General features: G+C 40.9%; 19 protein-coding genes. 6 read left to right on the top strand and 13 right to left on the bottom strand.

Features of this window, described 5'->3' with window-relative positions:
• Window positions 1-223: 223 nt before the first annotated feature.
• Window positions 224-1,870, top strand: coding sequence for a tetratricopeptide repeat-containing response regulator (locus AN391_RS16980; RefSeq protein WP_055016497.1), 1,647 nt, complete (start codon window positions 224-226; stop codon window positions 1,868-1,870).
• A 4-nt stretch (window positions 1,871-1,874) separates the two neighbouring features.
• Here the strand turns inward: AN391_RS16980 and msrB are convergent, their stop codons facing one another.
• The 7 genes from msrB to AN391_RS16945 all read right to left on the bottom strand — a co-directional run bounded on the left by msrB (window position 1,875) and on the right by AN391_RS16945 (window position 10,691).
• Window positions 1,875-2,315, bottom strand: a complete 441-nt coding sequence (gene msrB, locus AN391_RS16975; RefSeq protein ID WP_055016496.1) for a peptide-methionine (R)-S-oxide reductase MsrB — start codon at window positions 2,313-2,315, stop codon at window positions 1,875-1,877.
• A gap of 294 nt (window positions 2,316-2,609) precedes the next feature.
• Entirely contained in the window at window positions 2,610-3,050 is a 441-nt protein-coding gene (locus AN391_RS16970) for a hypothetical protein (RefSeq protein WP_055016495.1), read from the bottom strand.
• A gap of 11 nt (window positions 3,051-3,061) precedes the next feature.
• The gene (locus AN391_RS16965) at window positions 3,062-3,568 is read right to left on the bottom strand and encodes a DUF2919 domain-containing protein (RefSeq protein WP_055016494.1); all 507 of its coding nucleotides are present in this window, start codon (window positions 3,566-3,568) and stop codon (window positions 3,062-3,064) included.
• Window positions 3,569-3,577: 9 nt separating this feature from the next.
• Window positions 3,578-5,596, bottom strand: coding sequence for an NAD-dependent DNA ligase LigA (gene ligA / locus AN391_RS16960; RefSeq protein ID WP_055016493.1), 2,019 nt, complete (start codon window positions 5,594-5,596; stop codon window positions 3,578-3,580).
• 72 nt (window positions 5,597-5,668) lie between these two features.
• Entirely contained in the window at window positions 5,669-6,424 is a 756-nt protein-coding gene (gene zipA / locus AN391_RS16955) for a cell division protein ZipA (RefSeq protein WP_055016492.1), read from the bottom strand.
• Between the two features lie 72 nt (window positions 6,425-6,496).
• The gene (locus AN391_RS16950; protein WP_055016491.1) at window positions 6,497-9,892 is read right to left on the bottom strand and encodes an AAA family ATPase; all 3,396 of its coding nucleotides are present in this window, start codon (window positions 9,890-9,892) and stop codon (window positions 6,497-6,499) included.
• Between the two features lie 67 nt (window positions 9,893-9,959).
• Window positions 9,960-10,691 (bottom strand): RNA methyltransferase, encoded by a 732-nt coding sequence (locus AN391_RS16945; RefSeq protein WP_055016490.1) that lies wholly within the window; start codon window positions 10,689-10,691, stop codon window positions 9,960-9,962.
• 162 nt (window positions 10,692-10,853) lie between these two features.
• Between AN391_RS16945 and AN391_RS16940 the strand changes: the two genes are divergently transcribed.
• Genes AN391_RS16940 through AN391_RS16930 form a run of 3 tightly spaced genes read left to right on the top strand, consistent with a single transcriptional unit; the run spans window position 10,854 to window position 13,362 of the window.
• Window positions 10,854-11,963, top strand: a complete 1,110-nt coding sequence (locus tag AN391_RS16940; protein WP_055016500.1) for a YjgN family protein — start codon at window positions 10,854-10,856, stop codon at window positions 11,961-11,963.
• Window positions 11,964-11,972: 9 nt separating this feature from the next.
• Entirely contained in the window at window positions 11,973-12,995 is a 1,023-nt protein-coding gene (locus AN391_RS16935) for a M48 family metallopeptidase (RefSeq protein ID WP_055016489.1), read from the top strand.
• A complete protein-coding gene (locus AN391_RS16930) occupies window positions 12,982-13,362 on the top strand; it encodes a DoxX-like family protein (RefSeq protein WP_146258093.1) in 381 nt (126 codons plus the stop codon). The genes AN391_RS16935 and AN391_RS16930 overlap by 14 nt, the downstream gene beginning before the upstream one ends.
• A 65-nt stretch (window positions 13,363-13,427) precedes the next feature.
• On the opposite strand, the gene speB is transcribed toward AN391_RS16930, so the two are convergent.
• Together speB and speA are read right to left on the bottom strand one after the other, a co-directional pair.
• On the bottom strand, window positions 13,428-14,351 hold the full coding sequence (gene speB, locus AN391_RS16925) for an agmatinase (RefSeq protein WP_055016488.1): 924 nt from the start codon (window positions 14,349-14,351) through the stop codon (window positions 13,428-13,430).
• A gap of 3 nt (window positions 14,352-14,354) precedes the next feature.
• Entirely contained in the window at window positions 14,355-16,268 is a 1,914-nt protein-coding gene (gene speA / locus AN391_RS16920; protein WP_055016487.1) for a biosynthetic arginine decarboxylase, read from the bottom strand.
• 250 nt (window positions 16,269-16,518) lie between these two features.
• Between speA and AN391_RS16915 the strand changes: the two genes are divergently transcribed.
• Both AN391_RS16915 and AN391_RS16910 read left to right on the top strand, forming a co-directional pair.
• A complete protein-coding gene (locus AN391_RS16915; protein ID WP_055016486.1) occupies window positions 16,519-17,382 on the top strand; it encodes an alpha/beta hydrolase in 864 nt (287 codons plus the stop codon).
• Between the two features lie 2 nt (window positions 17,383-17,384).
• Complete coding sequence (locus tag AN391_RS16910; RefSeq protein WP_055016485.1) at window positions 17,385-17,990, top strand: TetR/AcrR family transcriptional regulator; 606 nt, start codon at window positions 17,385-17,387, stop codon at window positions 17,988-17,990.
• 77 nt (window positions 17,991-18,067) lie between these two features.
• Here the strand turns inward: AN391_RS16910 and AN391_RS16905 are convergent, their stop codons facing one another.
• The 4 genes from AN391_RS16905 to AN391_RS16890 form a co-directional block, all read right to left on the bottom strand.
• On the bottom strand, window positions 18,068-18,400 hold the full coding sequence (locus tag AN391_RS16905; protein WP_055016484.1) for a YnfA family protein: 333 nt from the start codon (window positions 18,398-18,400) through the stop codon (window positions 18,068-18,070).
• 125 nt (window positions 18,401-18,525) lie between these two features.
• Window positions 18,526-19,395 carry an MYG1 family protein gene (locus AN391_RS16900; protein ID WP_055016483.1) on the bottom strand — a complete coding sequence of 290 codons (870 nt, stop codon included), beginning with the start codon at window positions 19,393-19,395 and terminating at the stop codon, window positions 18,526-18,528.
• A 163-nt stretch (window positions 19,396-19,558) separates the two neighbouring features.
• A complete protein-coding gene (locus AN391_RS16895) occupies window positions 19,559-20,029 on the bottom strand; it encodes a GNAT family N-acetyltransferase (protein WP_055016482.1) in 471 nt (156 codons plus the stop codon).
• Window positions 20,030-20,186: 157 nt separating this feature from the next.
• Window positions 20,187-22,451, bottom strand: coding sequence for an EAL domain-containing protein (locus tag AN391_RS16890; RefSeq protein ID WP_055016481.1), 2,265 nt, complete (start codon window positions 22,449-22,451; stop codon window positions 20,187-20,189).
• Window positions 22,452-22,588 lie beyond the last annotated feature (137 nt).

Here is a 22,588-nt window from a genome sequence, read left to right as displayed (position 1 = left end):
ATAAAACCCCCTATTTAGGTAGTTAACCCAGCTGTAAGCAAAAGAGCATCACCCCCTTTACAAACAATGGCGAGGGTCACTGGTTCAAGCCAGGTGATATTAAGCCAGCTAAAGGTATTGAAATAATTTAATCTTCTAATAACCTCGGCTAATAGTTAAATTCCCTTGTAAGCAGCTAAACTGTTGATTATAGTCTGTGATAAATCAAACAACATTCAAGCCAATGCCAACTAAGATCTACGCCAAAGCCAAAATACTGATAGTGGAAGAGCAGCCTCTCGCTCAAAGCTATATGAAACAGTCGCTAGAAAGGCTTGGCTTTCAGCAGTTGTACTTTGCCGATCATGCAATTGCAGCAAAAGAGCAATGTTTGGCGGAGCAATTTGATTTAATTGTATGTTCGTTTAATTTAAGCAAACACCAAGACGGCTACCAACTCTACGAAGAACTCAGAGTTAAACAACTGATAAAAAACTCCACCGCGTTTATTTTTATTTCTGCAGAAACCAGCGGTGCGCTAGTACATAGCGTTTTAGAGCTTCAACCCGACGATTTCTTAGTAAAGCCATTTACAGTACAAGAGTTAAAAACGCGGATTGAGCGTATTTTAAAACGTAAAAATGAGCTACAGAGTATTTATACTTTAATAGATGATGGCAACGACTCTAAAGCTATCAAAGTAATCGATGCCGCTTTAAATAAAAAAAACAATATATATAGTCCTATTCTACTGCGCTTAAAAGGTGATGCGTTGCTTAGGTTAAACCGCAGTGAAGAAGCTAAAGACTTTTTTACCTCGGTGTTAGATATACAAAAATTTGCCTGGGCCAAAGTGGGTTTAGTAGAAGCGTTGATTGCTAACAATGAGCATATACTGGCTCAACGTATGTTAAAAACCATGCTTGAACGTCATGAGACACGTTTAGTTGCTTTAGATTTACTTGGCCGGTTAGAAATAAAATTAAACCAATTTGAGCTAGCGCAAGATTTTTTAAGCCAAGCTGTGGATATTGCACCCCGTAATATTCAAAGACAAAAATCGTTAAGCAATGTTTCGTTAGTAAACCATGATTACGAAAAAAACTATTTAACCCAAAAAGACATAGCCAGCTACGCGCGTCATTCTATTCACGACAGCCCCGATATTTATCTCAATGCTGCCCGTGCCGGTATAGACTTTGCGCTAACAACCGATCAAACAGATCAAATACAACGTATTTCGCGCCAAACTAATAAATATATCAATGATTTAAAAAAGCAGTTTCCTAATAACGCAAATCAATCTCAAATTGATGTACTCAATGCCCGTTTGCACTATTTAAAAGACGAGCACCAAAAAGCAAAGCGTCTTATTGAGCAGCTCGATGATGACGATACGTTAATACGCTCTGTAGATGGGGCGCTTGATAAAGCAAAAGCGTTTCACGAACTGGGTTTTCACCAAAAAGCACAAGCCTTATTCAGCCAAATAATTAGCCACTGTGAACGCCACCCCAATATGAGTGATATGACTTACTTGCGTTACATTCAACAGCAGCAAAGTGAGCGTCGCGATATTAAAATGGGTCCGAAAGAGCTTAACAACCATGCAGTAACGCAGTTTAATAAAGGGCAATTAAATACAGCGTTAGAGGCGTTTACGCAAGCATTTAGAGTAATGCCGCGCAACCCAAGCATTGCTCTTAATTTATTACAGTGTTTATTTGATTCAACAAAACAAAAAGGCGGCACTTTTAACTTAGTTCTTGCCAAAAAGTGTTACGCCCTTTTGGGTAATGCTAGCTTGCAACCAGATCAGTCACAGCGATTAGATAAAATTCTGCATATGGCAAAAGAAATGAAACTCGATATACAAAACTTAAGTAAATAAAACCCTAGAGCTTTTTCATTGCAGCGGCATTTACACAGTAGCGCAAACCCGACGGTGCTGGGCCATCAGGAAAAATATGACCTAAGTGTGCATCACACACATTACACACCACTTCAACGCGCTGCATACCATGGCTTAAATCGCTCACATAACCAATTGCATCGACAGTTGCAGGCTGCGTAAATGATGGCCAACCTGTGCCGCTATCAAACTTTTCATCGGCATCAAAAAGTAAATTATCGCAGCAAACACATGCATATTTACCTGGTTCCAATAATGTACAACTTTGAGAGCTATGTGGGCGTTCTGTGCCCTTTTTACGTGTCACATAATATTGCTCATCACTTAGCATTGCCTGCCATTGCGCGTCTGTTTTTACAACCTTTTCGCGTGGCGTAGGGTTGCCATTATTGGCAAAATTTATAACATCATTCCAAGTAAGCATAATAGCCTCCTTCGGTATTAATAAGTGATTAGGGCCTGTTGTTCTTTTAAGGTTAAATTTGCAGCAGTCTGTTTGGTATTTAGGCAAGGCAGAGCCTATGCAGTGTAGTTATTCCCCATAATTGGGCGATAACGTAGCATTAATGCCAAACAGGCGCTGCCCAATGGGTTCTTCCTAGGGGCTATTTACTCTTTGTTGCTCAGCTTTTACTTAGCCCACTAGGTTACAAACCTCGCGCCGCGATTAAATAGCCCCTAGTTTGAACAAACTTTAATCCACAAAGTTCAACAGACCCTAACTAAAGCGAATAGTTTGCTTTTCATGATCTGAAAGTATGCGCTTCATATAGGCGTCTATGTCATTTTTTTGTGCGGGTAAACTTACACTAAATTGTCGCTCGTTATTGCTATGAATAATAAGCTCATCGTTCTTACTTTCTATATGTTCAATATTGCCAATAACAAGCCATTGCGGGCCAAATTTTTTATCAAAAAAACCTGCCAAACTAAATAACATTAAGTGCTGTGCATCGCGCTGAATAAAATTATCAAGCGTATTGCGCTTTTTAAAGGCGGGTGTCAGCCTGTAACAACACGAATAAAACACAAATAACCATAACCCTATTACGGCAGAAAACCAAATATGATCAGTTAACGATGTAAACAGCACCAAAGCACCTAAAATAATGCCAATACCAAGCACTACAAGGGCAATTTTTTTATTAATGTTATCCATTTGGCTCCCTTTTATTTAGCGTTTTTATCATCTGCTTTTTCGGTAGGCTCTGGCCAATCGTTAAAAAACACCTTTAAATAACGACTCTTTGCCAAGTACCACATTACCCAAAACACAATTACCATTTGCACAGCTAAAAACAGTGAAAACCGGTAATGACTATGTGCTGCTTGTATTGTTAACCAGCTTAAGTCGGTTATTGCGCACACAAGTAACGGCCAGCGCATGTAACGCCATGCCATCGCTAAACGCGCGCTTTGTTGGTGCGAGTCCCGCGGACGTCTTAAGCAAAATAAAAAAGTGGGCATAATCGCAATAGCACCAATTGAAATTGCGATAAAAAAATCGTTTTTAGATTTAAAAAATAACGACATTAAATCAAGCTCAGGGCGGCGACTCAGCGCCGCTATAACCCAAATAAAATACGCCCGTAGTAACACCAATAAACTTAGGTGAAATGCAATTGGCGTACGGTAGCTACCGTATTTATCCCAATACTCGGGTCCATATCGGCTCATTTTATTACCCTAAGCATTGTACTTATCAAACAGTGCAATTAAGTCATCTTCGCTAAGTATGTCTATGCCTAAATCTTGTGCTTTAGTTAATTTAGAGCCGGCTTTTTCGCCCGCCACCAATGCATCTGTTTTAGCCGACACACTACCGGCTACTTTTGCACCTAACTGTTGTAAGCGTGCTTTAGCATCGTTTCGGTTTAAAGTATTAAGCGTGCCTGTTAATACATAGGTTAGCCCAGCTAAAGGTTGTTCATCCTCTGAAGGCGGCGTTAGCGCTGGCCAATTAATGCCTTGTTCGATTAAAGCATTAACCACATCTACATTATGTTGCTCATCAAAAAAGCCACGAACATGCGTTGCTACAATAACGCCTACATCGCTCACTTGCGTAAGGCTTTCAACACTGGCGTGGGTTACCTTTTCAAGTGTTAAAAAATGATTTGCTAAGTTTTGCGCTGTGGCCTCGCCAACCTCACGAATACCCAGCGAATACAAAAACTTTGCAAGCGTCGTTGTTTTTGCAACTTCAAGCGCATCCACTAAGTTTTTAGCCGACTTAGGGCCCATACGCTCAAGTGACTCAAAGTGACCTTGTTTTAATATAAATAAATCTGCGGGGGTTTTTACCAGCTCTCTATCAACCAGCTGATCAACTATTTTGTCGCCTAAGCCATCTATATCAAGCGCTTTGCGTGATGCAAAATGCTTTATCGCTTGTTTACGCTGAGCTTGGCACACTAAGCCACCGGTACAACGAGCCACGGCCTCGCCTTCTACTTTTTCAACGTGTGAGTCACAAATAGGGCAACTGGCAGGAAATACAATGTCGCGTGCATCATCTGGACGGCGCTCTAGCACTACTTGTGTAATTTGCGGAATAACATCGCCAGCGCGGCGTATAATTACTGTATCGCCTACCTTTACACCTAAGCGGGCTATTTCATCGCCGTTGTGAAGCGTTGCATTTGATACCGTAACACCGCCTACAAATACAGGCTCTAAACGCGCTACGGGTGTTATAGCACCTGTGCGGCCAACCTGAAACTCAACATCAAGTAACTGGGTTATTTCTTCTTGCGCAGGAAACTTATAAGCAATGGCCCAGCGCGGTGCACGTGCAACAAACCCTAAACGCTCTTGTAAGGCTTTTTGATTTATTTTTATTACTACACCATCAATTTCATATTTCAGCTCGCTTCTGCGCGTTAAGATATCGCTGTAGTAATCTAAAGCCGCTTGTGTGCCTTCTACTAACTTTGTTTCTGGACACAGCGGTAAACCCCAATCAGTTAATTTTGCCAATTGTTGGTAGTGATCCTCAGGGATTGTACCCTCAGCCACCAGCCCGGTGCTGTATGCATAAAACATTAGCGGGCGTTTAGCAGTAATTTTTGAATCAAGCTGGCGTAGGCTACCTGCGGCTGCATTTCGCGGGTTAACAAATACTTTTTCGCCACGTTTTTCGGCTTCGCTGTTTAGTTTTTCAAACCCAGCGCTATCCATAAATACTTCGCCACGTACTTCAAGCTCTGCAGGGTAATCGCCACGCAGCTTAAGAGGCACATTTCGGATTGTTTTTACATTTTGTGTAATATTCTCGCCGGTAAATCCATCGCCACGCGTTGCTGCCTGAACAAGCACACCATCACGGTAAATAATCGACACAGCCAAGCCATCTAATTTAGGCTCACAACAAAAAGTGAGCTCATCTTGGCTCATTAAACGCTCTTTAATACGGCGGTTAAAAGCGCTAAATTCTTCTTCACTAAAGGCGTTATCAAGCGATAGCATGGGCACTTGGTGAGCTACTTGTTCAAATTTACTCAGCGCTGCGCCTCCTACCTTTTGAGTAGGCGAATCAGGCGTTAAAAATTCTGGATTTTCTCTTTCAAGGGCACTTAACTCGCGCAATAGTCTATCGTATTCTGCATCAGGAATACTGGGTGTATCAAGGACATAATAATTGTAGTTGTGTTGCTCTAACGTACTACGAAGATGATTAATTTGCTCACTAATGCTGCTAGACATTTAAACCTCAAAAAACATAAAAAAAGCCACTTTTAGGTAAGTGGCTTAATAAAAATAATGTACGCGTATAAATTACGCAGAAAATGCACGAACCTGCTCAACATATTGACGAACGCGCTCAACGGTCATTTCTTCACGCTCGGCATCTAAAATTTGTGCACCAAATTCATCGGCAATTTTCTTAGCTGCGCTATGTAACATATTAAACGCTGCAAGCCCATCGCTTTCACAAGGTAAAGTCATAAATAAGCTAACCCCTGCGGTGCTAAATTGTTCCATATTATCAATGTCAAACGTACCTGGGTTATACATATTTACTAATCTAAATAACACTGGACCTTGCCCTGCTGGGTCTATGTGGCGATTAAAAAAGCCTTCTTCTGAATATTTAAATCCTAAGGTATTTACTGCAGGCAATAACTTACTGCCTTGCATGCTTAGCCCCTCAGGCATTTGAATATGCACAATAACAAAGTCAGACACATCTGCTGGCGCTTCTTTTTCGCTCTCTGGCTCTGGTTCTAGCTCTGGCTCTTGGACTACTTGCAGGTCATCTTCAATGGGTGTTTGCGCCACACTAGTATCTATTTGCGGCTCGTTTGCATCAAAGTTTAGCTCGCCAAATTGCGGCTCATCTCGCTGGGCAACAACCGGCTCTTTAGGTTCAACAGGTGTATGCGAAGGTGTATCTTGCATTGGCTCAACCCGCTCTGAAGGCGCTACCTCTGGGCTGTCTTTTTTTCTAACTGACCATAAACCATGTACTAATAAGCCACCTATGACAAGTACACTGATCACAATTAAAACCAATCTTAGTTCTTCGGCCATCTCCTCACCTTTTATTATTTGTTATGCCTAAACCCGTGTATTAATTAACACTAATACGCTTAAATTAAACTGTTATGTATGTGCAAGTTGCACTGCTTGTTCTATATCTACTGCTACCATGCGTGATACGCCTGGCTCTGCCATAGTAACGCCAGTTAAACGCCCTGCCATTTCCATCGCAATTTTGTTATGACTAATATAAATAAACTGCACCGATTGTGACATTTCTTCAACCAAACGGCAAAAGCGTACCACGTTAGCATCATCAAGCGGCGCATCTACTTCATCCAGCATACAGAATGGAGCTGGATTGAGCCTGAATATAGAAAACACTAATGATAATGCGCTCAGCGCTTTTTCTCCACCACTTAACAGATGAATTGTCGAATTTTTCTTACCTGGCGGCTGTGCCATTATACTAACACCACTTTCGAGTAAATCGTCACTGGTTAATTCTAAATACGCGCTACCACCGCCAAATACTTTTGGAAATAGCTCGGCAAAGTCTTTGTTTACTTGATCGAAGGTAGCTTTAAAGCGTGTTTTGGTTTCGCTGTCTATTTTACGTATCGCCCCTTCAAGTGTATTTAACGCTTTGGTTAAATCCTCAAGTTGATTATTAAGGTAATCACTGCGCTCTTTAGCTTGTTCAAACTCATCTATTGCGGCTAAATTAACCGGACCTAGCTTATCTAGTTGATGCACAAGCCCACTGATCTGATTTTGCGCTGCATTTAAACTCAGTGAATCAGGCAGTGTATCTAAAACACTTTTTAAACTTTGCTTTAATTCTTCAAGCGGCTCAAGTGCTGCCTGCGCTTTTATAATTAGGCTTTGCTCTTCAATGCTTAGCGTTTGATGGTGTTCTTGCAAAGCCACCAACTCACCTTGAGAGTGCTTAAGACTCGCTTGCTTGCTTATAAGTGTTTGCTTTGCCTCATTAAGCTTTTTTTGTAACACATCTAAGCTCGCTTCACCTTGCTGATGTTTTATTAAAAGCTGTGCTATTTGCTCAGTGAGCTCTTGCTCAGGTATTAGTAACGCTTCCATTTGCGCTTGTAGCTCTTGCGCTTCTTCTTGCGCACTAATGAGCGCTTGCTCAGCATGATTAAGCTTTGTTTGACTAAGCTGCCACTCACTGTGTGCTTTTTGCTCTTTTAACGTGGCTTGATGCGCTTGTGTTTTATATTGCTCAAGTGTCGCTGCAGCTTGGCTGTATGCTGTATTACTGCGTGTGCAAGCGGCGTCGGCCCTTGCCAGTTCGTCAGCTAAAACACTTTGCTTTTGATGTAATACTCCAAGCGCAGTGTTGTGCTCATCGCGTGTTTTTAATAATTGTGATTGCTCAGTGGTTAATGCACGCTTTTGTTGCTGGTACTTTTCTAGTTGCTGTAAAAACTGCGCTACTTGCTCTTTTAACATGTCGCTGCGCGTAGTGGCCACGGCAATGTTTTGTGCTAATTGATGAATTGCGTTTTTAAGAACCGCTAATTCATCATTCAGCTTTTGCTGCTGTGTTTTTAGCGCATTAAGCTGCTCAACGTCTCTTGCAAGTGTATTTTCGGCCTCTACTAAGCTCGCTGTTTTTTGCTTTAACTGTGTGTGTTTTAAAAGTTGTGAGTTTTCGGCATTTTTGTCTGGGCTGCGGTGCCAGTTTCGAGCATGTAAAGCACCGCTCTTATCCATAACCGCAATATAAAATGTATCGTTTAATGCAGCTAAGTCAGCGTTTTCGCTGTACGCAATACGGGTCAATAAATCGGGATAAACACCCTCAGTAATCAACGCCGCAACGCTATTAACTGGTATTTCACTTTTGTGAGGCCACACACTATTGTTGCTTTGCACATCCGCTACGTTTAGGTGCTCAAGCGTTTGCAGTGCCTGTTCAACTATATGTTCAAACCCTGGTTTTACTTCTAATTGATCAAATAAAGTGTGCTGCTTATTATCATCTTCAATCCCTAAACTGCTTTTAAGTCCAGCAATGCGCGCTTTTAGCTCATTAACGTGCTGCACGCTTTGCTGATGCTGTTGCTCAGCGTCATTCACTAAATCGGTTTGCTCTTTAAGCGCTGCGTTGCACTGAGTTTGCGCCGTTTGCTTACTAGCAAGCTCATGAGTTAGGGTTTGTTTGTATTTTTGTTGCTCGGCTAGTTGCTGCTCTAATTGGCTACTTTTAATATCATTAATTTGGCTATTTAGCTGGCTAAGCTGTGCGTTTACATGGGCTAATGATTGCTCTGTTTGCTTAACACTACTTTGCTGCGCCTGTACTTTATTATTAAGCGCGTGCTGTTGTTGATTTAGGCTTTGCCACGCGGCTGTGTGCTTATTTTTTTCATCCGCTAAATCTGCAAGTGTAAGGGTAAGCTCTTCAACTTGCTCGCTGCACTCTAAGCCGTATTCACTTATCTCTTGGTGGCTCACAGCTAACTGCTCGCATACGTTTTGCTGCTGTGTTTTTAGCGCTTCACTTTGCAGCTTTCGCTGCTCAAGCTTAACCATACTTTGCTTAAGTGTTTGCGTTTGCTGTTTAATATTAATGTGTTGCTGTTCAGCGCGAGTCAACTCTGTGTGGGTAACGTGTTGTTGGTGCTGCGCATCGTTAAGCGCATCTTGCTCTGCATTTACTTGAGCCTCTAGGCTTGCAAGCACATCGTCATGGCCTGAGTGGGCCGTTTTAAAAAAGGCGATTTGCTCATTAAGCTTTTTAATTTGCTCACTTTTTTCAAGCTGTTGTTGATGCAGTTTTTGCCATTTTAATACAGCCACTTGGCCTTTTAAGGTACGCTCTTGCGCTTTTAAATCGCGATATTTTTTCGCATCAACTGACTGTAAAGCGAGTTTATCAAGCTGAGTTTGCAGTTCTTTACGCACATCGAGCAAACGCTCTAGGTTTTCGCGGGTACTTTTAATGCGGGTTTGGGTTTCGCGGCGGCGCTCTTTGTATTTAGACACACCGGCGGCTTCTTCTAAAAATACGCGCAGCTCTTGAGGTTTGCTCTCGATTAAACGCGAGATCATCCCTTGCTCTATAATTGCGTAACTACGCGGACCAAGCCCAGTGCCTAAAAATATATCGGTAATATCGCGCTTACGGCATTTGCTCCCATTTAAAAAGTATAACGATTGACCATCGCGTGTTACTAAACGCTTAATTGCTATTTGGTTTCTGTCGGCAAATGTATTAGGAAAATCACCTTGGGTGTTATCAAAAATAAGCTCTACTGACGCTTGCGAGATAGGTTTACGATTAGTTGATCCATTAAAAATAACATCGGTCATGGCATCGCCACGTAAGTTTTTAGCTGAGCTTTCACCAAGCACCCATCGCACAGCGTCAATCACGTTTGATTTGCCACAGCCGTTAGGCCCAACAACACACGTCATTTGATCTGGAAATGGAATTTTAGTGGGCTCTACAAACGATTTAAAGCCCGCTAATTTAATAGTGCTTAAGCGCATCTTATTGTTATTACCGATTATTATTGTTATTACTTACAAACAATTTAACTCATAAACAGTTAAAAAGTTAAGCTTGGCGTTTAAAGTTATCTAAAATAATACCTGTGGCCATTGCCACATTAAGTGACTCTGCCTCACCAAAAGCCGGTATGGTTATTTTATCGCTTACTAATTTTGCACACTGCTCGCGTATGCCATGTGACTCACTGCCCATAAGCAATACACCCTTTGCGCTAAAGTCTGTTGTATGTACGCTTTGCCCATCTAAAAATGCCCCATAAATAGGCATATTTAATGATTGTAAGTATTCAGGTAGCTCTACTTGGCTTACCGATACTCTGACAAATGAACCCATAGTCGCGCTAATTGTTTTAGGGTTGTAAGCATCGGCACTATCGGTACTTGTTACTATATGTTTAATGCCATACCAATCGGCAACTCTAATAATAGTGCCTAAATTACCAGGGTCAGAAACTCCATCAAGCGCCAATATTAAACCGTTGTTATCAGGTAAATCAGCCTTTGGCATATCAACCACGGCAATGGCCGCGTTGTTACTTACTAAGGTACTGGCTTTAGTCAGCGACTCTTCCTCTGCTGGCGTAAAATTTACATGTGGGAAGTGGTTTTGATGAGTATTTATAAACGCTTGTGTTGCAAATATATCAACCGCCATTAATGGGCTGTTTAACAACTCAAGTACGTTTTTTTCACCTTGTACAAGGTATTGATTATATTGTTTTCTGTACTTTTTCTGGCCAAGTTGGCGAATAAGCTTGAGTTGGTTTTTTGAAATCATAACAGCCCCATAAAATTATCTCCCTAGTATACCAGAGATGATTTAAAGTGCAGCACCACATATATTAAAAGCAGTGCCATTGCAGGCTGTAAGGCTTTTAAAGATTGAGCTTTGCGCCAAATTTAGGTAAATTAACAAAAAAACAACATGGATAATATTTTAATGGAATCAATACACCCTACTTCCCCAGAAACCACCCCTGCAGTAAGTGAGCCTGCTGCCCCTATTTTTAGCGGTCAAGTACAGTTTAGCGGCAAAGGCGGTGAATTTTTTGGTATTTGGATTGTTAATATTTTACTGAGCGTGCTTACTTTAGGTATTTATTCGGCTTGGGCAAAAGTGCGCACAATGCGTTACTTTTATGGCCACACCCGCATTGACGGCCACAGCTTTGACTACTTAGCCACCCCGATGCAAATTTTAAAAGGCCGTATTTTAGCGGTTATTGTATTTTTAATTTACTCCTTTGGTAGCAGCTTTTTTCCTTTTGTAGGTTTACTTTTTGCGGTTGCTTTTATCTTTTTAATGCCGTGGATAATTAACCAAGGCCTGCGTTTTAATATGCGTATGACCCGCCATCGTAATGTACGCTTTGCATTTAAAGGCGATTACGGCGAAGCCTTCATTAATTTTATACTGTTACCTATCGCCAGCATTTTTACCCTTTATTTATTAATGCCGTATGTTTTAAAACGTATCGACAGTTACATACACAGCAATATTAGCTACGGTGATACGCCATTAACCGTAAACCTAAAAGGTGAAACCTACTACTTAACAGCGCTTATTTGTTTTGTGGTGAGCTCTATCACTATGGTGGTTTTTATGGCTGTTTTGGGCTTGTTTGGCCTTGATTTAATGAATGCAGAAAACCAACAAGCTGCACAAGATCCAGCCAAAATGGGCATTATGTTTGGTGGGTTAATGATTGCTTATGTATTTATGATTGCCATAGTCACCGCTGTGTGGGCTGCGGCTATTCGTAATCATATTTTTGATAACAGCCAATTTGAAGACGTAGCATCTTTTAAATCAGAGCTGAGGCCTATTCCTTTTGCCATATTACTGTTAACTAATATGCTAGCCATTGCGTTTACTCTTGGGCTTGCCTACCCGTGGACCAAAGTACGCACATCAAGAATGCTTGCCGAGGTTACAACCGTTAGTATTTACCCAAGCGCCCTAAACTTGGTTGATAGTACACAGCAAGAGCAGTCATCATTTGCCGAAGAAGCAGCCAATGTATTTGATATTGACCTATCGCTAACCTAAGAGCTAATTATGCACGTACAGGGACATTACTTCCCCAAGGCATCAAGCAATTATCAACAAGGAGTCGCTAATATTGGCGACTCCTTAGTTGCAATTAGCCATGATGATCAGCTTATTTCAAGCTACGCTATAAGCGATATAACACTCACCCCAGGGCTTGCCGGTCTTGCTGACGAACTGTGTTTTAATGATGGTAGCCGCTTTATTCCTACTGATGTAAATTATCGCTGGCCTTTTAAAACGAATAAACTCGATAGACTCGAGCGCCTTGAAAAAAGTAAATGGGCCATTATCGCGGCTGTTATTTTTACACCGCTTTTTATGTGGCTAATGCTTTATAAAGTTGTGCCCACTATTGCCGTTTATAGTGTTGATACTCTGCCGCGTAGTGTTGTAGAGCAGATGGGTGAACAAAGCTTTACCATAATTGAAAAGCTAGCACTTGATGAAAGCGAACTGCCTAATGAGCAACAAATTAAAGTACAACAATACTTTAATACCATGCTTAATGAACTCTCACTTGAGCCATCTATTTATAGGTTGTCGTTTTATAAATCAGAGGCCTTTGGAGCGAATGCATTTGCAATGCCTCACGGGCGCATAGTGGTCACTGATGAATTAGCTAACTTATTAGCTGATAAACCCAACGCGTTAAAAGCGGTATTACTTCACGAAATTGGTCATGTAGTCCACCAGCATAGTGTACGCATGACCGCGCAATCGGCAGCCAGTACCATTGTACTTGCTGTGATATTTGGCGACTTAGAAGGCATAGCAGAAGTGGCACTTGGCACCGGTGCTACCTTTGCACAGCAAGGGTTTTCGCGTGATATGGAGCGTGAGGCAGATAGCTATGCACTCATTCAACTTGAGCATTTGGGTTATTCGAGCAATGATTTTGCCGATGCCATACAAGTACTCCAAAGTGCCCATACAAGTGAAAATGAGCACCTTGAAAAGGTGAATAATTTGCTCGAATACCTATCAAGCCACCCAAGTGCACAAGAGCGCATTGATAATGCCAGAAAATAACACGGTTTATATCCAACTTGCCCGCTATATTGTGGGGCTTAGTTGGATATACCACGGCTTTTTCCCAAAGCTGTATCATATTGCACCACTTGAAAAATTGATGACTGGCAGTGCAGGTTTTTCAGCACAAGTGTCTGACTTAATTACACGTTCGGCGGGTGTTGGCGAAATTATATTTGGTTTGTGTTTATTGGTATTTTATAAACATAAGCATATCGTTATTTTAAATATCGTAGCGTTGATTGGCCTTTTACTCGCTGTAGTAGCAATGCAGCCACAATTACTTATTGAAGCATTTAACCCAGTAACTACTAACCTGCCGCTTATTGGATTAAGTTTTATTTGGTTAAAAGAAATTACTAAATAATCGGTATCTTTAAAATAAAAAAGGTATGCCTGCCCATACCTTTTTTGTAGTGCTCTCTTATAGCGTTAATACTTATTTTTATGTGTCCACAAATGCAATAATTCACTGGCAATGGTTGCTGCAGCAATAGCAGTAAGCTCACTTTGGTCGTACGACGGTGATACTTCGACCACATCCATTCCGATTATATTTATACCTTTAAGTGCGCGTAGTATTTTAAGCACTTTATCAGATGTTAAACCACCGCACACGGGAGTACCTGTACCTGGTGCAAATGCCGGGTCTAAACAATCTATATCAAACGTTAGGTAAACGGGTAAGTCGCCTACTCGCTCACGTATTTGCGCTGCTATTTCATTGGCATGCAAATCGTTAGCTTGCATTGCATCAATCACTGCAAACTCATGCTTTGATTGGTCAAAGTCGGTGCGAATACCAATTTGTATGCTGTGCTCTACATCAATCAGCCCTTCCGTAGGTGCATGATAAAACATAGTTCCGTGATCAAAACGTGAGCCATTGCTGTATGTATCGGTGTGCGCATCAAAATGAACCAGTGCCATTTTGCCATGTATCTTTGCATGTGCCCGCAATAGCGGAAGCGTTACAAAGTGATCGCCCCCAAGGCCTAACAGCGTTGCACCTTGGCGAAGCATTTGCTCTGCGGCCATTTCTAACTGTGCCGTAAAATACTCCGGATCGCCTACCGGATAAGTAAAGTCTCCGGCATCGGCAACGCTTAACCGCTCAAACAAAGGAAATGTCCACGGGTATTTAGTGTCTTCCCAGGCTAAATGTACCGAGGCTCTGCGAATGGCATCGGGCCCTAAGCGTGCACCGGGGCGACCCGACGTTGCCAAATCAAAGGGTAAGCCTAATACAACAACATCTGCATCAATAGCATTAATGTTTTGCACCATAGGACGACGTAGAAACGTCATCCCGTTTGAATACAATGAGTGGTCAACATGACCAAACAAGCTAGACATTACTTATAACTCTTCTAAATAAGTGTAGCCATTAAGGCCGTTTTGCAACTCGTCTAAAACGCTTTGCTGTTCATTTTTATCTATTTTTGCAGACACTAACTGCGCGTACGACTGTTGAAAGCTCTCAACATCTAAATGCACATAGCGCATCATATCGGCCACCGTATCGCCTTGATTTATTTCGCTAATACTGGCAACACCTTGCTCATCCATATTGATAATAGCACTGTGCGTATCGCCAAATAAATTGTGCATATCACCTAAAATTTCTTGGTACGCACCCACTAAGAAAAAGCCCATTAAGTAAGGTTTATCTACACTGTACTCAGGCACGGGTAATGTGCTTTCAATGCCTTGACCATCAACATAGTGCTCAAGTGCGCCATCTGAATCACAGGTTATATCAAGTAATACCGCACGTTTTTTTGGTGCTTCGGTTAAGCCACTTAATGGCAATACCGGAAACACTTGGTCAATCCCCCACGCATCAGGCAATGATTGAAAAAGCGAAAAGTTTACAAAAAACTTATCGGCTAAACGCGCATTTAACTCGTCAATAATTGGGCGATGAAAACGGTTTTTGTTATCCATGTTTTTGTTAAGCTCATAACAAATACGTAAGTTAACTTGCTCTGCCCACGCACGCTGCGTTAAATCTAAAAGCCCCAGTGCAAATTGGTTATGCGCCTCTGCTAAGTCACCTTGGCTATCGTGATAAATTTCAATCAGTGCACGGTCATCCGTTAAACCGGTTAATTGCACAAACGATGCCCACATGTTTTTTAATAACAGAGGTGCATCTGCCACTGGTGCTACTAATTCCTCTGGCGTGTAACTTTCAGTACCAATAACATTAGAAATAAGCACTGCATGATGCGCCGTTAGTGCACGCCCCGACTCAGAAATAATCGTCGGCATGGGCTGCGCGTACTGCTTACAGGTATCACCAATGGTGTACACAATGTTATTTGCATATTCAGCTAAGCTGTAATTCATAGAGTTATGCGATTGGCTGCGCGTACCATCGTAATCAATCGCTAAACCACCCCCAACATCTAAGCACTCAATGCTTGCACCTAATTTGCGTAACTCACAGTAAAAACGCGCAGCCTCGCTTACCCCTAAACGCACATCGCGAATGTTTGCCATTTGCGAGCCTAAGTGAAAATGCACAAGTTGCATTAAATCAAGTTGGTCTGCCTCTTTTAAACGATTGACTACATGCAAAACTTGCGACGCTGATAAACCAAATTTAGATTTTTCGCCGCCACTTGCTTGCCACTTACCTTTGCCTTGCGATGCTAAACGTACGCGAATACCAATGCGTGGTTTAACATTTAGCGCTTTTGCTTGGCTAAGTACCATGTCGAGCTCAGAAAGCTTTTCAAGCACTATGTATACTTTGTGGCCTAGCTTTTCGCCAATCAGTGCTAAGCGCACATATTCTTTGTCTTTGTAGCCATTACATACAATCACTGCACTGGTTTTTTCTGCCATTGCCAATACTGTTAGAAGCTCTGGTTTGCTGCCCGCCTCAAGGCCTAATTGTTTTTTTTCTAATTCGGCTTGGCTTGCTACTATTTCTTCAACCACTTCGCGCTGTTGGTTTACTTTAATTGGGTAAACTAATAAGTAATCTTTTGGGTAACCATAGTTTTCAATCGCGGTATTAAACGCACTACATAAACTGTGCACACGATGATGTAAAATTTGTGGAAAGCGCACTAAAGCCGGTAAGCTCAAGCCCTTTTCTTGAAGTTGTTTTGCAATATCTGGTAGTGCAATAGTTTGCTCTGGGGCGTGAGCCTTTGGGGCAACATACACATCACCTTGATCATTAATACCAAAAAAACCTTGGCTCCAATGACGAACATTGTAACTCGTGCGAGCTTGTTCTAGTGATGTTGTCTCTTTCATTTATCTTTCTCTTTTGTTTAATGAATGCCGGTTCGGCGAGCTGCGCGCATTAAAAGAAAAATAGACTGTTAAGTCCAACAAGTATTTTTACTCGTAACGAGTGATTTTTAGTGTTGAGAAAAAACACCTACACCTTAGCTTTTTACAGCTAACCGCCTTTAGAAAAGCAAGCTGATAATACAGCTAAAAAATAAGTACAGCTGTACTTTTTTAATATAAAATAGAACAACTGTACTTATTTGGTATAAACATGAAACAAATTTATTTTAATCAAAACAAGCCACCTAAATTTTCTAAAATAACAGAGGCTGCCACTTTTGGTCTGACCAAAACATTTCCTAAACTCAGTGCCCGCCTTGCCATGAAGGTATTTTGTAATCCGCATAGCCGACGCCAATACGAATTTAGAACATGTATACAGCCAATTAATATTAAGCTTACTACCGAGCTTGGTGCAGTAAACCTGTACTATTTTAGCCAAGCCGAAAACACTAAAACGGTATTTTTATCTCATGGCTGGGCCGACAGCACTAATCGGTTTACTGCTTTAATAGACGAACTACTTGAAAAAGGCTTTAATGTTTACTCAATTGATCACATAGGCCATGGCTATTCGCACGGCAATACCTCGCACTTATACGGGTATATGCAGGGTCTAACAGCGGCTTTTGAGTACTTTAATGGGCAAAACATTACCATTAATAGAGTCGTTACACACTCTATGGGCGGTGTTGCTTTGTTAAACTTAGCGCCTCATTATTTAGAAAATAAAAAAATTGTGTTTATCTCTGCCCCTGCACAAATATTTGAAGCCATGTTTGCAAAAGTTAGGCAAGTGGGGATTTCTGAGCTCATGCTAGAAAACATGCTTAATAAGGTGTCAGACAAATATGGTATTAACTGGCAAAACCTTCACCCTGACCATTCTAAAAATAAAATAAACGAAAACATGTTGTTTATTCATGATAAAAATGACTCAGTGGCAAGCTTTGAAGCAATAAAATTATTGACTGAGAACACACCCGCAACACTTGTGGCCACACAGGAGCTTGGGCACGTACGCATTTTAAAAAGCCAATACGTGTACGACCAAATAACACGCTTTATGGATTAACAATGAAAAAAAGTGAGAGCACTAAGCGCAATATACTGCACAAAGGAATGGCCTATGCGGCTGCACATGGTTTATATAGCTTGTCGATAGGGAAAATAGCGGCAGTCACTAACATGTCGCGTACTGGGGTGATCTCACACTTTGCCAATAAAGAAGATATGCAAGTGGCTATTTTGGCCTACACCGAAGAAGAGTTTAGAAAACAGGTTGTTGATATATCTGTTGATGAAGATGCGTTAATTCATTTAAATAATTTTCAGCAACGCTGGCTTGAGTGGCTCAATTTTTTAGATACGGTATCGCCTGGTAAGCAGGCAAGCTGCCCGCTCATTAAAGCGTCGGTAGAATTTAAAGCGAGCCCCAATTGCTTGGTAAGGCAGTTTATGCAAGACCAACACTTAAAAATGATTAACTACCTCACTAAACTTGCAGTTAACTGCCAAGCACAAGGCTACTTTAGCCAAGACAAAGAGCCGAGTATTTTTGCGTATGAGTTTTATGGCTTATATACCGGGCATGTTGTACAAACAAGTTTAATAGACAATCCAGCTTTAACGCTTACTTATAAAAAAGTAGTTGGCAATTTAATTGAGCGATATATGCGTTAACAGCAGTAGCCTGTAAGGCGTTTTTCACCTTTAATATGACTTACTTTTTAAGCGCTTTTAGGCGCTTTTAGGCGCTTTTAGGCGCTTTTAGGCGCAAAAATAATAATAGCCATACCCAGTAAGGCAACCGCTCCGCCCACTAAATCCCACATTGTAAGTTTTACGCCATCAACAGCCCATAACCACAGTAAAGCCACACATATGTACACGCCGCCATACGCGGCATACACCCGTCCAGCGGCTGCTGGGTGTAACGTTAGCAACCACGCGAATAGCGCTAAACTGACTGCTGCAGGTATTAAAAGGAATATGGATTTATCTTCTTTAAGCCAAAGATAAGGTAAGTAACAACCAATAATTTCAGCAAGGGCGGTAATAATAAATAGCGCGATAGTTTTTACTTCAAACATAAAACCTCACGTAATTTAAATAACAAGAACATAATAACCCTAAGTAACTGCAAATTAGTTACTTAGCTAAAATATAATGTGAAATATGGGTAAAAGACTCTTTACCCATATTTAAGCAAAACAAGTTACTCGGCCAAGGCCGCGTCAGCCAGCTTCATTGTACTTTCGAACGATTTAGTACCGGCTATAAATAAACCGTTGTGGCAAAATACAGCGTCGTCTAAGCCTGTTTCAGCTTGAAACTCTTCATCCGATAAACCAGCCCACGCTTTAGGCAGTGACTTTCTGTCTTCAAACGAGCCAAGCTCTACTGGTACAGTTTGAATAATCCATTGGCCGTTTTGCGAAGGGTAAACCATAAATAAAGCGTCGCTTGATAAATGGTGTACTGTTTTTTTCCATGGTGTGTATTTTTCTAAAATAATCACGCGGGGATCTTTTGCCTCTTCTATTGCTTTTGCAACAATATCTTTGGCGTTAATGCTTCCCTTTGCTGAGGCAATAAAACGGGTTAATAAACGCGCTGCAAACTCAACGGCTTCATCAAAGCATTCATCAAAGTTGCCTTCCTCTTCCCATGTTGGATTAAACATAGAAAGCGTTTGGCTAAGCGTTATGCCCTCAACCACACCTTTAACGTAACCACAATCTATTGCATCAATAGTAGAGACTAAACCAGTGTCTACTCTATCAGCCACCGCTTGGTTATTATCACACAGTGCTAAACCATACTTTTTCCAAATTAAGCCAAATGACGAGTATGGCGTGCCATTTTCGCGCTCGCCTGCGCCGCCGCGTTGGTGGTGATCAAAGCGTCCTTTGTCAGGGTTGTATTCGCCACCTACATCAACAACAATATCGGCACTTTCTATTATGGCTTTATCGCGGGTTCGTACTAAGTTAAAGGCAGGCAATACATGCTTAAGTACCGCAATGCTAAACACATCGTCGGCATGGAAATTACCGCTGTGGGTTACTACTGTTAAATCGCTCATTGGTTTTGGGCTACTTTTAAAAAAGATAAAATTCTCACTTATGAAGTGCTAAATGCAGATTAAAACTTACGTGGCGAATTTTATACGAACAGCGCAATGAAAAACAGTGAAGTATTTTTTGCGCCCCCATTAAAGGGCAGGCGCAAGGAATAAATTAGCAATTTTATTTTGGCTCAGGGCTTAGACCAAGCTCCATAAATACACTTTGTGGGTTATCTTTATACGAGCCAAAGCTTGCACAGCGCTCAAAACCTAAATCCTCGTATAAACTAATTGATTCGGTTTGCTTAGGGCCCGTTTCTAAACGAATGAGTGGAATTTTTGTTTCGCCGGCATAATGCAGCAAGTTTTGCATGATACGTCTTGAAAAGCCTCTACCTCGGTAACTCGGTTTAACGTACAAGCGCCTTATTTCGCCATAAAGCGTACCGTCATTTTGCTTAACAATAGCACCACAAGCAATAATGCCATCTTCATTTTTTAAACCAATTGCGTAAACGTTGTCTTTATTTAATTCTTCTATTTTAAGAGATTGGGCTGTAGCCACCGGATATAACGAGTTTATCAGTCTATCTATATCTGCAAACACATTAACTACATCAGGATCCTTAGGGGTTAATTCGACTAACTGCATCTCTTGTCGTCCATTTTTTATTTTGAATCATTATAATAAGTTCATAATATATATTTACGACATGTGTTCCTAGTGTTGTTTAAACAAAATGTTTTAATAAGGTAAAAATAGATTTATTAAAACGTTAGCTAAATGAGCGCAAACAACGTTCAGGCTACTAAGCACTTAGGCTTTGCTTTTTTAATTGATGGGCATGCCACTTAAGGTAATTGCTGCTGTTCATTGGCTTTGCAACTAGGTAGCCTTGTATGCAATCTGCATTGAGCAAGTTTAGTAGCTCAAACTGCGCCTCTTGCTCTACACCCTCGGCGACCACAGTAATATCTAAACTTTTACCAAGGCTTATAATCGTATTAACAATATTAAAGCCTTTGCCTTTATCTAAAATTTTATCAATGAAGCTTTTATCAATTTTTATTTCCTGAACAGGGAAGGCATTTAAATGTGCTAAGCACGAATAGCCAGTGCCAAAGTCGTCAATTGAAAACACAAATCCACGTTCTTGTAGTTCAGCCATTTGTTTTATTGTGCTGTTTATATCACCCGACAACATGGTTTCTGTGATCTCAAGTTTTATGTGTTGTGGCTTTATGTTGAACTCTTTAATTGTAGAGCATAGCTCACGGGTAAGCTGCGACGAATTAAACTGTATATGGCTAATATTTATAGATACACTAAAGTGCTCTTCTATCATATTGCTTTGACTAAGTTGATTGATAAGGCTACAAATATTACGAAGCACTATATTTTGCAGTTTTTGGAGCAAACCGTATTGTTCTGCTATGGGTATAAACTGGTTGGGCGCGATAACCCCTTTTTCTGGATGAATCCATCTAATCAGCGCCTCTGCACCCACTAAATTCCCTTGCATATTTATTTGCGGCTGAAAATACGCACAAAACTCATTATTTGCAATGGCCCTTACAATATCGGTTTCTAATTCAGCTTGTTTTTCAAGTAATGTTTGCAACCTAGGATCATAAAAGCTGCAGCTGTTTCCCCCTTTTTCTTTGGAGCGGTACATAGCGGTATCTGCAAATTTTAATATGTTATCGGTGATTGTGTGCTCTTCGTTGATTAAACAAATGCCTATACTACAGCTCACTTGAAATGCCAGCTCCCCAATTGAAAACTTATCGTTAAACACGCTTTGCACTTTTTTTGCGACTATTTCAGATTCAACACAGGCTTGGTGATTATGCTCACCAATGTATTCGAGTAAAATAATAAATTCATCGCCCCCCACTCTCGCTAACGTATCTGATGCTCTTAATACGCCACTTAAGCGTTTTGCCAATTCTTTTAGTACTTGATCGCCTGCGCCGTGACCTAGTGAGTCATTTATTCGTTTAAAGTTATCAACATCTAAAAACAAAAGTGCGCCCGTTTTGTTGCTGCGTTTAATACGCTCTACACATTTTTTTAAGCTGTCGCTGAGCATGCGCCTATTAGGTAACCCAGTTAAAGGATCAAAAAAAGCAAGCCGCTGCACTTCTTGCTCGGCTTTTTTGCGTAGGGTCACATCTCTTGCCATCCACACTACGTGTTTAAGTTTTGGATTATCTGGCTGGTAGTTGTTAAGTGCGGCCGCTCTACCTTCAAAGGTAATGTGGCCCTTAGGCACTTTTAAATCGTACTCAAATACTTGCATTTCATTAGTTTGGATGGTTTTTTTGATAACCCCCATAATCATGTCGGCATCTTTTACAGGGAACAAATCTTTTACACTTTGACCAACCAAATCATTCGATGATTCGAGTAATAAATCATTCGAGGTGCCATAAATATCGGTATAGACTCCCTCTTCGTTCAAAATCAAAATAAGATCGGGCATCACCTGCGTAAACGCTTTAAATTTTTCATTACTTTTTTGCAGGTCTGCAACTAGCTGCCTAGCTTTTAGCGATTCTGCGTTTTTTTCAAGTGCTATGCTGGAAAAGTGTACAAAATAGTCAATAAGCTCTAAATCTTGTTGTGTAGGTGCTTTAGGGGTGCCGTGGTAAATAGCAAACGTGCCTAATATTTCATCAGTGGTTGACACAATCGGGGATGACCAACAAGAGTATAAACCATAGCTTTGCGCTAACTCTTTGAAACCTTCCCATAAAGGTGAGAGGTTAATATCAGGTGCAATAATTCGTTCGTTTTTATAAGCAGCGGTGCCGCAAGATCCAACGTTAGGGCCTATAAATAAACCATTTATTGCCTTTAAATATCCATCGTCGATATTTGGGGCAGCACGATGAAATAACTGATTACCCGTTAAAGAAAGTATAGAGCACCTTGCCGAGCTGTCTTCAATGATCTGCTCTATAGCTAAACAAATATCTTGTAAAACATCATCTAAAGCTATACCTAACGCAATTTTAGATAATATATTCTGCTGGTGAGATAACAATTGTTTTAGTTTTGCAGTATTCATACTTCACCATGCATCTAGGTACTATTAAGTTATTAAGCACTTTAAAAAAGCAGTGCATCAATAACTTCCTGCTCTTAGTTCGTATATTTAAAGTGAGTATAGTTAAAAAACTTACAACGCGAGTTTTATTATTACGA

Source organism: Pseudoalteromonas sp. P1-13-1a, from assembly GCF_001401875.1.
Taxonomy (GTDB): Bacteria; Pseudomonadota; Gammaproteobacteria; order Enterobacterales; family Alteromonadaceae; genus Pseudoalteromonas.
This window is presented reverse-complemented; position numbering and strand designations above follow the sequence as displayed.

Bases quoted from the DNA above. Each gene is read 5' to 3' on its own strand.
- AN391_RS16940 (WP_055016500.1), top strand. From the start codon at position 10,854: ATGGAATCAATACACCCTACTTCCCCAGAAACCACCCCTGCAGTAAGT.
- speA (WP_055016487.1), bottom strand. From the start codon at position 16,268: ATGAAAGAGACAACATCACTAGAACAAGCTCGCACGAGTTACAATGTT.
- AN391_RS16965 (WP_055016494.1), bottom strand. From the start codon at position 3,568: ATGAGCCGATATGGACCCGAGTATTGGGATAAATACGGTAGCTACCGT.
- zipA (WP_055016492.1), bottom strand. From the start codon at position 6,424: ATGGCCGAAGAACTAAGATTGGTTTTAATTGTGATCAGTGTACTTGTC.
- AN391_RS16890 (WP_055016481.1), bottom strand. From the start codon at position 22,451: ATGAATACTGCAAAACTAAAACAATTGTTATCTCACCAGCAGAATATA.
- AN391_RS16980 (WP_055016497.1), top strand. From the start codon at position 224: ATGCCAACTAAGATCTACGCCAAAGCCAAAATACTGATAGTGGAAGAG.
- AN391_RS16930 (WP_146258093.1), top strand. From the start codon at position 12,982: ATGCCAGAAAATAACACGGTTTATATCCAACTTGCCCGCTATATTGTG.
- ligA (WP_055016493.1), bottom strand. From the start codon at position 5,596: ATGTCTAGCAGCATTAGTGAGCAAATTAATCATCTTCGTAGTACGTTA.
- speB (WP_055016488.1), bottom strand. From the start codon at position 14,351: ATGTCTAGCTTGTTTGGTCATGTTGACCACTCATTGTATTCAAACGGG.
- AN391_RS16950 (WP_055016491.1), bottom strand. From the start codon at position 9,892: ATGCGCTTAAGCACTATTAAATTAGCGGGCTTTAAATCGTTTGTAGAG.
- msrB (WP_055016496.1), bottom strand. From the start codon at position 2,315: ATGCTTACTTGGAATGATGTTATAAATTTTGCCAATAATGGCAACCCT.
- AN391_RS16910 (WP_055016485.1), top strand. From the start codon at position 17,385: ATGAAAAAAAGTGAGAGCACTAAGCGCAATATACTGCACAAAGGAATG.
- AN391_RS16915 (WP_055016486.1), top strand. From the start codon at position 16,519: ATGAAACAAATTTATTTTAATCAAAACAAGCCACCTAAATTTTCTAAA.
- AN391_RS16905 (WP_055016484.1), bottom strand. From the start codon at position 18,400: ATGTTTGAAGTAAAAACTATCGCGCTATTTATTATTACCGCCCTTGCT.
- AN391_RS16895 (WP_055016482.1), bottom strand. From the start codon at position 20,029: ATGCAGTTAGTCGAATTAACCCCTAAGGATCCTGATGTAGTTAATGTG.
- AN391_RS16900 (WP_055016483.1), bottom strand. From the start codon at position 19,395: ATGAGCGATTTAACAGTAGTAACCCACAGCGGTAATTTCCATGCCGAC.
- AN391_RS16935 (WP_055016489.1), top strand. From the start codon at position 11,973: ATGCACGTACAGGGACATTACTTCCCCAAGGCATCAAGCAATTATCAA.
- AN391_RS16970 (WP_055016495.1), bottom strand. From the start codon at position 3,050: ATGGATAACATTAATAAAAAAATTGCCCTTGTAGTGCTTGGTATTGGC.
- AN391_RS16945 (WP_055016490.1), bottom strand. From the start codon at position 10,691: ATGATTTCAAAAAACCAACTCAAGCTTATTCGCCAACTTGGCCAGAAA.